This is a genomic window from Enterobacter sp. SGAir0187 (assembly GCF_002952735.2).
Classification (GTDB): Bacteria; Pseudomonadota; Gammaproteobacteria; order Enterobacterales; family Enterobacteriaceae; genus Enterobacter; species Enterobacter quasiroggenkampii.
Window position 1 is genome coordinate 4401696 of sequence record NZ_CP025034.2, and the last position, 13407, is coordinate 4415102.

At 52.9% G+C, this 13407-nt stretch carries 14 protein-coding genes; 11 read left to right on the plus strand and 3 right to left on the minus strand.

The genetic code is table 11. The features are described from left to right. Positions 1–62 precede the first annotated feature (62 nt). On the plus strand, positions 63–146 hold the full coding sequence (gene azuC, locus CWR52_RS21055) for a stress response protein AzuC (RefSeq protein ID WP_014884364.1): 84 nt from the start codon (positions 63–65) through the stop codon (positions 144–146). Positions 147–255: 109 nt separating this feature from the next. Continuing rightward, positions 256–507, plus strand: a complete 252-nt coding sequence (locus tag CWR52_RS21060; protein WP_008500405.1) for a DUF2766 family protein — start codon at positions 256–258, stop codon at positions 505–507. Between the two features lie 42 nt (positions 508–549). Here CWR52_RS21060 and CWR52_RS21065 read toward each other — a convergent pair whose 3' ends face one another. After that, the gene (locus tag CWR52_RS21065; RefSeq protein WP_104950660.1) at positions 550–1893 is read right to left on the minus strand and encodes an anaerobic C4-dicarboxylate transporter; all 1344 of its coding nucleotides are present in this window, start codon (positions 1891–1893) and stop codon (positions 550–552) included. 156 nt (positions 1894–2049) lie between these two features. Continuing rightward, on the minus strand, positions 2050–2553 hold the full coding sequence (locus CWR52_RS21070; protein WP_104950661.1) for a non-heme ferritin-like protein: 504 nt from the start codon (positions 2551–2553) through the stop codon (positions 2050–2052). 787 nt (positions 2554–3340) lie between these two features. Here CWR52_RS21070 and araF point away from each other — a divergent pair. From araF to otsA, 5 genes are all read left to right on the plus strand, one after another. Then, entirely contained in the window at positions 3341–4330 is a 990-nt protein-coding gene (gene araF / locus CWR52_RS21075) for an arabinose ABC transporter substrate-binding protein AraF (RefSeq protein WP_008500409.1), read from the plus strand. Positions 4331–4401: 71 nt separating this feature from the next. Continuing rightward, on the plus strand, positions 4402–5916 hold the full coding sequence (araG, locus tag CWR52_RS21080) for an L-arabinose ABC transporter ATP-binding protein AraG (protein WP_104950662.1): 1515 nt from the start codon (positions 4402–4404) through the stop codon (positions 5914–5916). 11 nt (positions 5917–5927) lie between these two features. Further along, on the plus strand, positions 5928–6917 hold the full coding sequence (araH, locus tag CWR52_RS21085) for an L-arabinose ABC transporter permease AraH (RefSeq protein ID WP_175430159.1): 990 nt from the start codon (positions 5928–5930) through the stop codon (positions 6915–6917). Between the two features lie 176 nt (positions 6918–7093). Beyond that, positions 7094–7897: a trehalose-phosphatase gene (otsB, locus tag CWR52_RS21090; RefSeq protein WP_104950663.1), complete on the plus strand. Its 804-nt coding sequence runs from the start codon at positions 7094–7096 to the stop codon at positions 7895–7897. After that, on the plus strand, positions 7872–9296 hold the full coding sequence (gene otsA, locus CWR52_RS21095) for an alpha,alpha-trehalose-phosphate synthase (RefSeq protein ID WP_021240457.1): 1425 nt from the start codon (positions 7872–7874) through the stop codon (positions 9294–9296). Before otsB ends, otsA begins: the two co-directional genes overlap by 26 nt. Before the next feature lie 17 nt (positions 9297–9313). Here otsA and uspC read toward each other — a convergent pair whose 3' ends face one another. Continuing rightward, positions 9314–9742 carry a universal stress protein UspC gene (gene uspC, locus CWR52_RS21100; RefSeq protein WP_104950664.1) on the minus strand — a complete coding sequence of 143 codons (429 nt, stop codon included), beginning with the start codon at positions 9740–9742 and terminating at the stop codon, positions 9314–9316. A 795-nt stretch (positions 9743–10537) separates the two neighbouring features. On the opposite strand from uspC, the gene flhD reads away from it, so the two are divergent. From flhD to motB, 4 genes are all read left to right on the plus strand, one after another. Next, positions 10538–10888 carry a flagellar transcriptional regulator FlhD gene (gene flhD, locus CWR52_RS21105; RefSeq protein WP_008500415.1) on the plus strand — a complete coding sequence of 117 codons (351 nt, stop codon included), beginning with the start codon at positions 10538–10540 and terminating at the stop codon, positions 10886–10888. Between the two features lie 2 nt (positions 10889–10890). After that, a complete protein-coding gene (gene flhC / locus CWR52_RS21110; RefSeq protein ID WP_008500416.1) occupies positions 10891–11469 on the plus strand; it encodes a flagellar transcriptional regulator FlhC in 579 nt (192 codons plus the stop codon). Between the two features lie 123 nt (positions 11470–11592). Continuing rightward, positions 11593–12480 (plus strand): flagellar motor stator protein MotA, encoded by an 888-nt coding sequence (gene motA / locus CWR52_RS21115; protein ID WP_008500417.1) that lies wholly within the window; start codon positions 11593–11595, stop codon positions 12478–12480. Beyond that, entirely contained in the window at positions 12477–13406 is a 930-nt protein-coding gene (gene motB, locus CWR52_RS21120; protein WP_008500418.1) for a flagellar motor protein MotB, read from the plus strand. The genes motA and motB overlap by 4 nt, the downstream gene beginning before the upstream one ends. The last annotated feature ends 1 nt before the right edge of the window (position 13407 follow it).

Sequence of the window (13407 nt, forward strand, 5' to 3'; positions counted from 1 at the left end):
TGGTGGTCATATTATAGGCACGTTGACAATAAAGTTATATAACAAGTTAATGGAGCATCATCGTGAAACTGCGCAAAATCCTGAAAAGTATGTGGGCCAATTACTGCCGCACCTTCAAAGACGTGCCGCCGGGCGCCATGTTCTGATAAAAAAACCTGCTTCGGCGGGTTTTTTTGTACCTGCAGGCGATGAAGGGAAGATGTCAGGGGGCGTGTTTTGGTACTATGGCGGCCTTTAAATAAGGAGAAAGCCCCCATGTCACAAAACCTGAGCGCCGATCAGGAACTGGTCTCTGACGTTGTCGCCTGCCAGCTGGTTATCAAACAAATCCTTGATGTTCTGGACGTGATTGCGCCGGTTGAAGTGCGCGAGAAGATGTCTACGCAGCTGAAAAACATCGACTTCGCCAGCCATCCTGCTGCCGCTGACCCGGTAACGCTTCGTGCGATCCAGAAAGCCATCGCGCTGATCGAGCTGCGATTCACGCCACAGGGTGAATCTCACTAAAGCAGGGAAATGGGCGACGGCATGTGTCGCCCTTTGATGTTGTCAGAAGAACGTCTGAACCAGCAGGTAGCTCGCCGCACAGGCGCAGCTCACCCCAATCAGCCCTGGCAAAATGAAGCTGTGGTTGATGATAAATTTCCCGATGCGGGTCGTGCCTGACCGGTCAAAGCCGATGCAGGCCAAATCGCTGGGATAGGTCGGCAGGACAAAATAACCGTATGATGCCGGGAAAAAGGCGATCAGCATTTTCGGATCGATGCCCAGCATCAGCCCCATCGGCGCAACCGCCGTCAGTGCCGCCGCCTGGCTGTTCACCAGTTTTGACACCAGAAACAGAACAATGGCATACGTCCACGGGTGGCTTTTCACCACGCCCTCCAGCGCCAGCTTTAACTCGTCGAGATGCGCCTGGAAAAAAGTATCGCTCATCCACGCCACGCCAAAGACCGAGAAGATCGCGACCATACCGGCCTTGAACACCGCGCCGTTAGAAATCGTGGAGGCATTGACCTTACAGACCATCAGCATCACGGCACCCGCAATTAACATCATCATCTGGATGACAAGGTTCATCGACAGGGCCGTCATTTTGCCTTTCAGTTCAAAGGCCGGACGCAGCTCAGGAAAGGCCCCCAGCAGAACGACCACGGCAATACCGGCAAAGAAAATCCACGTGGACCAGTAGGCCTGTTTTGGGAAACGCTGATTCATTAACGTCTCCGTTCCGCCATAGATAAATTCACGTTGTTTAGGATCGTTCAGCTTTGCCTGGAACTCCGTGTCGTCGGTCAAATCTTTCCCACGGCGTAAACTCCACAGGGCCGCAATGGCCACGCCGAAAAGCGAAGCGGGAACCGACACGGCAAGTATTTCCAGGATCCCCCACCCGTGACCGATCCCATGCTGGGCCGCCAGGATGGACACCAACGACACGACGGCAACCGAAACGGGGGAGGCCGTAATCGCCATCTGCGATGCTACCGATGCCACGGCCATGGGGCGCTCCGGGCGGATCCCTTTTTTCAGGGCGATATCCGCAATGATGGGGAACATGGTGTAGACCACATGGCCGGTGCCGCACAGAAAGGTCAGCATCCAGGTGGTAAACGGAGCGAGCAGGGTGATGTGCTGCGGGTGTTTGCGCAGCAGGCGTTCCGCAAACTGCATCATGACGTTGAGGCCCCCCGCCGTTTGCAGAGTAGCGGCACAACCAATCACCGCGAGAATGGTCAGCATGACGTCAACCGGGGGTTTACCCGGCTGAAGACCAAAGACGAAACATAAAATAAAAAGACCAATACCGCTGATTAACCCAAGCCCCATCCCGCCGAAACGCGTACCCGTCAGCAGGCAGAGGAGAATGACAACAAACTCAATGGTGATCATGATGCTCCCTCGTCAATGATTATGTAATTAAATAAATCATCACACGTTGTGTGGTTAATCATTGGGAGCCAGATCTGATTTGTTAAATTTCAGCAAAAGCAGAAGGTTGGAGAGGGGAAGGGGACCTGCTCCCCGGGACGGAAGCAGGCCAAAAACTCAGTGGTGCTGCACCGCTACAATGTCGAGCAGGTGACGGTCGGTCTGCTCAGGACATAAACCTGCCTGCTGCGCATTATGGATCTCATCCGCCAGCGTCTTCAGCAGCAGGCCATCCTGCTGCTGCTCTTTGTCCATATCGCGTAAGAATCTGAGCGTCGTAATATCCTGCTGCGCTTTGGCTTCATCAGCCAGTTTGCTGAGGGTGCTGCAGCGCTGTTCATACTCTTCAAGCGTCTTCTGAAACAGTTCTTCCAGGCAAGAATAGCTCTCGTTGATCCCATCAAGGGCTTTAACGACGGGATTTGCCCCTGAGGCCTTCAGGAAGTTAAAGACCCGCATCATATGGGTGACGTTACTTTGCGCCTGAGAGCGAAAGAAGGTGGCAGACCCCGTGAGACTGTTCTCAGCGCACCACGCACTTAAGTGCAGGTGCAGGTTGGAGGCATAGAACTCAAGGTTCATCTGCGCGTTAAGTTTTTGCATCATCGTTTGGGTAGCCATACTCATATCCTTATTGACGGTGGGACGTGATGTCCGTTGCTTAACCTGAGCGCCAGGCAAATACGAAGAAAAGAGCAGAAATACGCTTTCTGCAGTAAACGAAGTCGACCGAAATTCACTTCCTGTGTTCGATATAAATAAGCATACCCTTGTCTGTGGTCTAAGAAAACTCTTAAATAGGCTGTGTTTACCATACATTACAAACTTTAATATAGTACAGAAATACAATTAGCTCGCCATCAATTTCCCTCTCATTAATCCATTGATAATTAATGATTTTTAACGAAGAGATATACTGTTACTCTTTTGGGGATATTAAGCCGGAATAATGCTCCGTAAAAGAGTGAATTACGGGTTAATTATTTCTAATATATGATGCATTAATAAAATTGCGCTAAATCAAATTCTACGAAATAAATAACGCTCCGGACGTGCTGCGTTTTTGATGAAAAACATGCTGCAGCGTTCTGACGTCTGGCGTCCTCACGCCTGTTAAAAGGCATCAGGGATATCTTAGCTAATCTTATGGATAATCCTGCTTACCTTCATTTCATTTGTCTGACAAATACTGCCTTTTTTATGTCATTTTTCGCTGAATTTATGTACGCAATTACTGTAATTCTGCGGTGTGATGGGGCTCTCTTATGGATGATTAATTTCCCGCTAAAACTATCACCAGCAATAACGCTTATGACGAGGTAAGCGCTAATGCCTTGTTTTAAGTCCGATTAAATAAGAAGCACGCATATATTCCCTACAGAAAAGAACGCTAAAGCTGGAGTTTACCATGCACAAATTTACTAAAGCGCTGGCGGCCATCGGTCTGGCTGCCGTTATGTCACAATCCGCTATTGCTGAGAATTTAAAACTCGGCTTTTTGGTAAAACAGCCTGAAGAGCCCTGGTTCCAGACGGAGTGGAAATTCGCCGATAAGGCCGGGAAAGACTTAGGTTTTGAAGTGATTAAAATCGCCGTGCCTGACGGTGAGAAAACCCTGAACGCCATCGACAGCCTGGCGGCCAGCGGCGCGAAAGGTTTTGTGATCTGCACGCCGGATCCAAAGCTGGGCTCGGCCATCGCGGCCAAGGCCCGGGGCTATGACATGAAGGTCATCGCCGTTGACGATCAGTTCGTTAACGCCAAAGGCAAACCGATGGACAGCGTTCCGCTGGTGATGATGGCGGCCACCAAAATCGGTGAGCGTCAGGGCCAGGAACTCTATAAAGAGATGCAAAAACGCGGCTGGGATGTCAAAGAGACCGCGGTAATGGCCATCACTGCGGATGAGCTGGACACGGCACGTCGTCGTACGACCGGGTCAATGGACGCGCTGAAAGCAGCCGGCTTCCCGGAAAAACAGATCTATAAAGTCCCAACCAAATCCAACGATATCCCGGGCGCATTCGACGCCGCGAACTCAATGCTGGTGCAGCATCCAGAAGTCAAACACTGGCTGGTGGTCGGCATGAACGACAACACCGTGCTGGGCGGGGTGCGCGCGACGGAAGGTCAGGGCTTCAAAGCGCCTGACGTGATCGGGATTGGCATCAACGGCGTTGACGCCGTCAGCGAGCTCTCCAAAGCGCAGGCAACCGGCTTCTACGGCTCACTGCTGCCAAGCCCGGACGTTCACGGCTACAAATCCAGCGAGATGCTCTACAACTGGGTCACCAAAGGGGCTGAGCCGCCCAAATTTACCGAAGTGACCGACGTGGTGCTGATTACCCGCGACAACTTCAAAGAGGAGCTGGCGAAAAAAGGACTGGGCGGGAAGTAATACGCGGTGATTGTGCCCCTCACGCATCGTGAGGGGCCTGACGTACACACTACAGGAATCACGGAGACGTTATGCGACAGTCTGATCCGTATCTCTCTTTTCGCGGCATCGGGAAAACCTTCCCCGGTGTTAACGCGCTGACGGATATCAGTTTCGACTGCTATGCCGGCCAGGTCCACGCCCTGATGGGGGAAAACGGTGCGGGAAAATCGACGCTGCTGAAAATCCTCAGCGGCAACTACTCGCCCACGACCGGCACGCTGGCGATCCGCGGCGAAGAGGTCGCTTTTGCCGATACCACTGCGGCGCTCAATGCCGGGGTAGCCATTATCTATCAGGAGCTACACCTCATCCCTGAGATGACCGTGGCGGAAAACATCTATCTAGGACAGCTCCCGCACAAAGGCGGCGTGGTGAATCGTTCGCTACTTAATTATGAAGCGGGGCTGCAGCTTAAACACCTGGGTCTGGATGTCGATCCCCAGACGCCGCTGAAATATCTCTCCATCGGCCAGTGGCAGATGGTTGAAATTGCCAAGGCGCTGGCGCGTAACGCCAGAATAATTGCCTTCGATGAACCCACCAGTTCGCTCTCGAAGCGCGAAATCGAAAATCTGTTCCGCGTGATCCGCGAATTGCGTCAGGAAGGTCGTACGATTCTGTACGTTTCGCACCGCATGGAAGAGATATTTGCCCTGAGCGATGCCATCACCGTGTTTAAAGATGGACGCTATGTGCGCACCTTTACCGACATGGCGCAGGTGAACCATGACCAGCTTGTCCAGGCGATGGTCGGACGCGATCTGGGTGATATCTATCACTGGCAGCCGCGCCAGTACGGCCCGGAACGCCTGCGCCTGGATAGCGTAAAAGCGCCGGGCGTCAGAACGCCGATTTCGTTATCCGTACGCAGCGGTGAAATCGTCGGCCTGTTTGGTCTGGTAGGCGCGGGGCGTAGCGAGTTGATGAAAGGTCTGTTCGGCGGTACCCGTATTACCGATGGGCAGGTCTCCATTGACGGCGAGCGGATAGATATTCAGAAACCGGCCCACGCGATCAGGGCGGGGATGATGCTCTGTCCGGAAGACCGGAAAGCGGAGGGCATTATTCCGGTGCACTCGGTGCGCGACAATATCAATATTTCCGCCCGGCGTAAGTTTATTCGCGCCGGTTACCTGATAAACGATAGCTGGGAGTCGAGTAATGCCGATCACCATATTCGCTCGCTGAATATCAAAACGCCGGGTCCGGAACAGCTGATCATGAATCTGTCAGGCGGAAACCAGCAGAAGGCTATTCTGGGCCGCTGGCTGTCAGAGGATATGAAGGTCATCTTACTGGATGAGCCGACGCGCGGTATCGACGTGGGGGCAAAACACGAGATTTATAACGTGATCTATGAGCTGGCAAAACGCGGCGTGGCGGTGCTTTTCGCCTCCAGCGATCTGCCGGAGGTGCTTGGCGTGGCCGACCGCATTGTGGTGATGCGTGAAGGCGAAATTGCCGGCGAATTACTTCATGAACAGGCGAATGAACAACAGGCGTTGAACCTCGCCATGCCTAAAGTTAGCCAGGCCGTCGCCTGAGTAAGGAGTTAATGATGTCCTCTGTTACTACATCCGGAGTGCCGAAGTCGAAGTCGGCGTTGAGCGTTGGGCGTATCTGGGATCAGTACGGCATGCTGGTGGTCTTTGCCGCACTGTTCGTCGCCTGCGCGATCTTTGTTCCCAATTTTGCCACCTTCATCAATATGAAGGGGCTGGGTCTCGCCATCTCCATGTCCGGGATGGTGGCCTGCGGGATGCTATTCTGCCTGGCCTCCGGCGATTTTGACCTGTCGGTAGCGTCGGTGATTGCCTGCGCAGGCGTCACGACGGCCGTAGTGATCAACATGACGGAGAGCCTGTGGATTGGCGTCCTTGCCGGTCTGTTACTCGGCGTCATCAGCGGTCTGGTGAACGGTTTTGTCATCGCGCGCCTGAAGATTAACGCCCTGATCACGACGCTTGCGACAATGCAAATTGTCCGCGGGCTGGCCTATATCATCTCCGACGGTAAAGCGGTGGGGATTGAAGACGAACGCTTCTTCACGCTGGGGTACGCTAACTGGCTGGGTCTGCCCGCGCCTATCTGGCTGACGGTGGCCTGCCTGATCCTGTTCGGCTTCCTGCTTAACCGGACCACCTTTGGCCGTAATACGCTGGCGATTGGCGGTAATGAAGAGGCCGCACGGCTGGCTGGGGTACCGGTGGTGCGCACCAAGATTATTATCTTTGTGCTTTCAGGACTGGTTTCTGCCGCGGCGGGGATTATTCTGGCGTCTCGTATGACCAGCGGCCAGCCAATGACCTCTATCGGTTATGAGCTGATCGTCATTTCGGCCTGCGTGTTAGGGGGCGTTTCCCTCAAGGGCGGCATCGGAAAAATCTCATATGTGGTGGCCGGTATCCTGATTTTAGGGACGGTAGAGAACGCCATGAACCTGCTGAATATTTCGCCGTTCTCGCAGTACGTGGTACGTGGTCTGATCCTGCTGGCAGCGGTGATTTTCGACCGTTACAAGCAAAAAGCGAAGCGTACCGTGTAACCGTTTGGCACCTCTTTTATTGCTCAACTTATAACCATAGTTGACCCCTTAACCGCCCCGCCAGTTTTACTGGCGGGGCGGTTGTCAAATGGCGAGCGACGTCACACTGTCTATACTTACATGGCTATGAAAGAGGTAAAGGCGTTTGCCTCTCGTCAACCGTAAGGAGGAAAAGGGTGGCTGACTTGTTAACCGCACCGCCTGTACTGCCCGGACACTATGCTTTCTTTTTTGATCTCGACGGCACGCTCGCCGGGATAAAACCGCACCCCGATCAGGTGTCTATTCCGGAGGCGGTGTTACAGGATTTGCATCAGCTCTCGCTCATGAATGAGGGAGCACTGGCATTGATATCAGGGCGCTCAATGGCCGAGCTGGATCTGCTCGCCAGTCCATACCACTTTCCGCTGGCCGGTGTACACGGAGCGGAGCGCCGCGACATCCATGATCAAACGCATATCGTTTCACTCCCCGACGCACTCACGCAAACGCTCCAGAAGCAGCTCTCTGCTGCGCTGACAGACCTGCCCGGCACCGAGCTGGAAGCCAAAGGCATGGCCTTTGCCCTGCATTATCGCCAGGCGCCGCAGCATGAAGCTGCCGTGCTTGCGCTTGCGCAGGCGGTTGCGGATGCCCATCCACAGCTGGCGCTGCAGCCGGGCAAATGCGTGGTGGAGTTAAAACCAAAGGGGATTAATAAAGGCGCAGCCATCGCCGCATTTATGGCGGAGGCACCTTTTAAGGGCCGGACGCCTGTTTTCTTTGGGGATGACCTGACCGACGAGGCCGGGTTCCGTGTGGTTAATCAGGCCCGAGGGATCGCCGTTAAGGTAGGGCCTGGTGACACTGTCGCCGAATGGCGGCTGGCGGATGTCGCCAGCGTCTGGCAGTGGGTATCTGATATCGCTAACCAGCAACAACAACAAATAGCGCAAAACAAAGGGGGAAACCATTATGGGTCGCTTAGTCGTCGTCTCTAACCGAATCGCACCGCCTGATGATAAAAAAGCCAGTGCGGGTGGCCTGGCGGTAGGGGTGTTAGGTGCCTTGAAAGCCGCTGGCGGGCTGTGGTTTGGCTGGAGCGGAGAAATCAGTGAAGAAGAGAAACCGCTCAAAAAAGTGACGCGCGGGAACATCACGTGGGCATCGTTTGCGCTGAAAGAGAAAGACTACGACGAGTATTACTCGCAGTTCTCGAATGCCGTCCTGTGGCCGGCGTTTCACTATCGTCTTGACCTGGTCAAATTCCAGCGTGAATCCTTCGAAGGCTACGCGCGCGTGAATGCGCTGCTGGCGGATAAACTGCTGCCTTTAATAGAAGAAGACGATATTTTATGGATCCACGATTATCACCTGCTGCCGTTCGCCAGAGAACTGCGAAAGAGGGGAGTAAATAACCGGATTGGCTTCTTCCTGCACATCCCGTTCCCGACGCCGGAAATTTTTACCGCGCTGCCGCCGCATGAAGAGCTGCTGGAGGCGCTGTGCGACTACGATTTGCTGGGCTTCCAGACGGAAAATGACCGACTGGCATTCCTTGACTCCGTATCAGGGAAAGCGCGTCTGGTGACCAAAGGCGGGAAAACCCATACGGCGTGGGGAAAAACGTTCCACACCGAAGTGTATCCAATAGGGATTGAACCTGACGAAATCGCGGAGCAGGCCTCTGGTCCGCTGCCGCCAAAGCTGGCGCAGCTTAAGAATGAACTCAAGCACGTGAAAAATATTTTCTCAGTCGAGCGTCTTGATTATTCAAAAGGGCTGCCGGAGCGCTTCCTGGCATATGAAACGCTGCTGGATAAATATCCGGAGCATCACGGTAAAATCCGTTATACCCAGATTGCGCCGACGTCGCGCGGTGAGGTTCAGGCCTATCAGGACATTCGCCATCAGCTGGAGACAGAAGCAGGGCGGATTAATGGACGCTACGGGCAGCTGGGCTGGACGCCGCTGTTTTATCTGAACCAGCACTTCGACCGTAAGATCCTGATGAAGGTCTTCCGCTACGCGGACGTCGGCCTGGTGACGCCGCTGCGCGACGGGATGAACCTGGTCGCGAAAGAATACGTGGCGGCGCAGGACCCCGCCGATCCGGGTGTGCTGGTGCTCTCCCAGTTTGCCGGGGCCGCAAATGAGCTTACCTCGGCGCTGATTGTGAACCCTTACGATCGCGATGACGTGGCTAACGCCCTGAACCGCGCGCTGACCATGCCGCTCACGGAGCGTATTTCCCGCCATGCTGAAATGATGGAGACGATCCGGAAAAACGATATTAACCACTGGCAGGCGCGTTTTATTCAGGATCTCCGCGATATCGCCCCACAAAGCCATGAAGGCGATTTACAAAAAAAGATCGCAACCTTCCCTAAACTTGCCTGATATTTCCCTGGGGGGGCTTAACGCCCCCCAAACGGCACTAACAGCACATCAACCTGGCTTGACGCGACAATAGATTTCGCCGCGCAGGCTGCGCGTGAGAAAAAGCTGTGGTTGTGATTTCCGCATATTACTAAATCAATATTCTGTTTACGACACATGTCGAGAATATGGGCGTTCAGCTCCCCGGTCGCAATAACGGTCTCATAAACAGGATAATGTGCCTTTTCTACCAGTTCGTGCAGGAATTGCTGCGTTTCCTCCTGAAGTACCTCACGAATATCCTCCAGCATAGGGGCAGCCAGCTGATTATACATCTCCGGTTCGGCCGCAAGCGTGATGAGGCTGATGCGGGCATTGTGGGGTCTGGCAATGGACACCGCCCGGGCGACGAGTTGATGGCTTTCTGGGGAAACGGCAACAGAAACAAGTAGATGGGAGTAACTCATGGCGCACTCCTTGAGTGTCTGACTGACAGCGTTTGATCACCTTTACCGCGATTTTCCGGGTTCTGCAAGGGCTGATTACGACATTAGTGTGAAGCTTATCATAATTATTCATTAATTATTCTTATAAGAAGAATAACTGAAAAATGCGCCTAAATGAAAAAAATTAACAACTTAACGTAAATCACACAATTTTATGCCTTGACTGTTGAATCGTTTTGATACGTTACAAAATCATTTCGAATGATCACGCCCTGAAACATCTTTTTTGGGCTGCCTGCATAACTCTATGTTTTTTCACAGTAAGAAAAATGTTTCCCAAAGGGGTAATTGATGTAAATGTTTCCGCGCCACGCTCCCCGATGGAAAAGCACATTGCATGCCAGTTCTGATCCCCCTTCTGCATGAGTATTCGTCAATTAAGAATACAAAACAGTGTCGATTGGTTAATAAATGAACAAATTACAAGTCATACTGATGGATTTATGGGTCATATTCACTTAAATTGTGTGACGTAGATCACATTTTTTTTAAATTTGAGGATGGCTGGATTGTATGTGTCAAAACTGACGAGTAGAGTTTGCGTCGAATTAGGAAAAATCTTAGTTATTTGTAAGAAATGATAAAACATGTAAGAGACGCATTTGCGTTTCCTCTCTTACGCGTTTCGATGAATACAAACCTAAATTCAACTATGCATTTAGCCTTTTCTTTTTTATACCGGGTGATTTCCCGGCGACATCACGGGGTGCGGTCTTTCCGCATAAAAATAATAGTTGGTTATTCGGGATGGGAACAATGCATACATCCGAGTTGCTAAAACATATCTATGACATCAATTTGTCGTATTTACTGCTCGCGCAGCGTTTGATTAGTCAGGACAAGGCGTCCGCGATGTTTCGTCTGGGTATTAACGAAGAAATGGCAACCATGCTGGGTGGTTTAACCCTCCCGCAGATGGTTAAACTGGCTGAAACGAATCAACTGGTTTGCCAGTTCCGTTTCGATGACTCTCAGACTATAACGCGTCTGACGCAGGAGTCCCGTGTAGACGATCTTCAACAGATCCATACCGGTATTCTTCTTTCCACTCGCTTGCTTAACGAAATCAGCCAGCCTGATGACGTAGCCCGTAAGAAAAGGGCCTAGCAATGAGCGAGAAAAGCATTGTTCAGGAAGCGCGTGACATACAGTTGGCCATGGAGTTGATTACACTGGGTGCTCGTTTACAAATGCTGGAAAGCGAGACGCAGTTGAGCCGTGGCCGTCTGATCAAACTGTACAAAGAGTTACGTGGTAGTCCCCCGCCGAAAGGCATGCTGCCGTTTTCTACCGACTGGTTTATGACGTGGGAGCAGAATATTCATGCTTCCATGTTCTGTAATGCCTGGCAGTATCTTCTCAAAACCGGTTTGTGTAGCGGCGTTGACGCCGTGATCAAAGCCTACAAACTTTACCTTGAACAATGCCCACAGCAGGAAGAAGGCCCTCTGCTGGCGCTGACCCGCGCATGGACGCTGGTGCGTTTTGTTGAGAGCGGAATGCTTGAGCTGTCGCGCTGCAACTGCTGCAACGGCAATTTTATTACCCATGCTCATCAGCCTGCAGGCAGCTTCGCCTGTAGTTTATGTCAGCCTCCATCCCGCGCAGTAAAAAGACGTAAACTTTCCCGGGATGCTGCCGATATTATTCCACAACTGCTGGATGAACAGATCGAACAAGCTGTTTAACCCGAACGTGTGGGAAAGATTCCAGCAGCGGTAAGCGATTACCGCTGCTTTTTTTTACCCCGTAAACGGTCAACGCTGCGAGCTGGACGTCCTTGCCATAGTCACTAGCGGAAGGATGATGTCGTGCTTATCTTATTAGGTTACCTGGTAGTTCTCGGTACAGTTTTCGGCGGTTACATGATGACCGGCGGGCACCTTGGAGCACTCTATCAACCGGCTGAACTTATTATCATCGGCGGCGCAGGGGTAGGGGCTTTTATCGTTGGTAACAACGGTAAATCGATCAAGGGCACGCTGAAAGCAATTCCATTGCTGTTCCGTCGCTCGAAATACACCAAAAGCATGTATATGGATCTGCTGGCACTGCTCTATCGCCTGATGGCGAAGTCGCGTCAGCAGGGCATGTTCTCGCTTGAGCGGGATATTGAAAACCCGAAAGAGAGCGAAATTTTTGCCAGCTATCCGCGCATTCTTGCTGATGCCATGATGCTGGATTTCATCGTCGACTATCTGCGCCTTATCATCAGCGGCAACATGAATACCTTCGAAATCGAAGCGCTGATGGATGAAGAAATTGAAACCCATGAAAGCGAATCGGAAGTACCGGCCAACAGCCTGGCGCTGGTCGGCGACTCGCTTCCGGCATTCGGTATCGTTGCCGCGGTCATGGGGGTGGTTCACGCGCTGGCCTCAGCAGACCGTCCGGCAGCGGAGCTCGGTGCGCTGATTGCCCATGCGATGGTGGGAACCTTCCTCGGTATTTTGCTGGCGTATGGCTTTATCTCTCCGCTGGCCAGCGTACTGCGCCAGAAGAGCGCGGAAACCACCAAAATGATGCAGTGCGTGAAGATCACGCTGCTCTCTAACCTCAACGGTTATGCGCCACCGATCGCGGTTGAGTTTGGCCGTAAAACGCTTTACTCCAGCGAGCGTCCGTCGTTTATCGAGCTTGAAGAACACGTGCGTGCGGTGAAAAACCCAAACCAACAGACGACAACTGAGGACGCATGAAAAACCAGTCCCATCCGATCGTCATCGTAAAAAAACGCAAGCACAAGGGCGGTGGGCATGGCGCGCACGGCTCGTGGAAAATCGCGTACGCCGATTTTATGACCGCAATGATGGCGTTCTTTCTGGTGATGTGGCTGATCTCCATCTCCAGCCCAAAAGAACTGATCCAGATTGCCGAATATTTCCGAACGCCGCTGGCAACGGCGGTGGCTGGCGGACCGCGTATCTCTAACAGCGAAAGCCCGATCCCGGGCGGCGGCGATGATTACACCCAGCAGAAGGGTGAGGTGAAAAAAGAGCCGAACATCGACGAGCTGAAACGAAAGATGGAACAGGCGCGCCTGAAAAAACTGCGTGGCGATCTCGATCAGCTGATTGAAGCGGATCCGAAGCTGCGCGCGCTGCGACCGCATCTGAAGATTGACCTGGTGCAGGAAGGGCTGCGTATCCAGATTATCGACAGCCAGAACCGCCCGATGTTTAAAACCGGGAGTGCGGAAGTCGAACCGTACATGCGCGATATTCTCCGTGCCATTGCACCGGTGCTGAACGGCATTCCTAACCGAATCAGCCTGTCAGGCCACACGGATGATTTCCCGTACGCCAGTGGGGAGAAGGGATACAGCAACTGGGAACTTTCTGCCGACCGTGCCAACGCCTCGCGCCGCGAGCTGGTGGCAGGTGGGCTTGATGATGGCAAGGTACTGCGCGTAGTCGGCATGGCCGCAACCATGCGCGTTTCCGACCGCGGGCCGGATGATGCCATCAACCGTCGTATCAGTCTTTTAGTGCTGAACCAGCAGGCGGAGCAGGCCATCCTGCATGAAAACGCCGAAAGTCAGAATGAGTCACTGGACGATTTAAAACAGCCTGGGGCCGTTCCTTCGGCTGCCGTTCCAACATCGCCACCAGCCAATCCGAGGTGAT

Bases quoted from the DNA above. Each gene is read 5' to 3' on its own strand.
- araG (WP_104950662.1), top strand. From the start codon at position 4,402: ATGCGACAGTCTGATCCGTATCTCTCTTTTCGCGGCATCGGGAAAACC.
- otsA (WP_021240457.1), top strand. From the start codon at position 7,872: ATGGGTCGCTTAGTCGTCGTCTCTAACCGAATCGCACCGCCTGATGAT.
- CWR52_RS21065 (WP_104950660.1), bottom strand. From the start codon at position 1,893: ATGATCACCATTGAGTTTGTTGTCATTCTCCTCTGCCTGCTGACGGGT.
- flhC (WP_008500416.1), top strand. From the start codon at position 10,891: ATGAGCGAGAAAAGCATTGTTCAGGAAGCGCGTGACATACAGTTGGCC.
- CWR52_RS21070 (WP_104950661.1), bottom strand. From the start codon at position 2,553: ATGGCTACCCAAACGATGATGCAAAAACTTAACGCGCAGATGAACCTT.
- flhD (WP_008500415.1), top strand. From the start codon at position 10,538: ATGCATACATCCGAGTTGCTAAAACATATCTATGACATCAATTTGTCG.
- uspC (WP_104950664.1), bottom strand. From the start codon at position 9,742: ATGAGTTACTCCCATCTACTTGTTTCTGTTGCCGTTTCCCCAGAAAGC.
- CWR52_RS21060 (WP_008500405.1), top strand. From the start codon at position 256: ATGTCACAAAACCTGAGCGCCGATCAGGAACTGGTCTCTGACGTTGTC.
- araH (WP_175430159.1), top strand. From the start codon at position 5,928: ATGATGTCCTCTGTTACTACATCCGGAGTGCCGAAGTCGAAGTCGGCG.
- araF (WP_008500409.1), top strand. From the start codon at position 3,341: ATGCACAAATTTACTAAAGCGCTGGCGGCCATCGGTCTGGCTGCCGTT.
- motB (WP_008500418.1), top strand. From the start codon at position 12,477: ATGAAAAACCAGTCCCATCCGATCGTCATCGTAAAAAAACGCAAGCAC.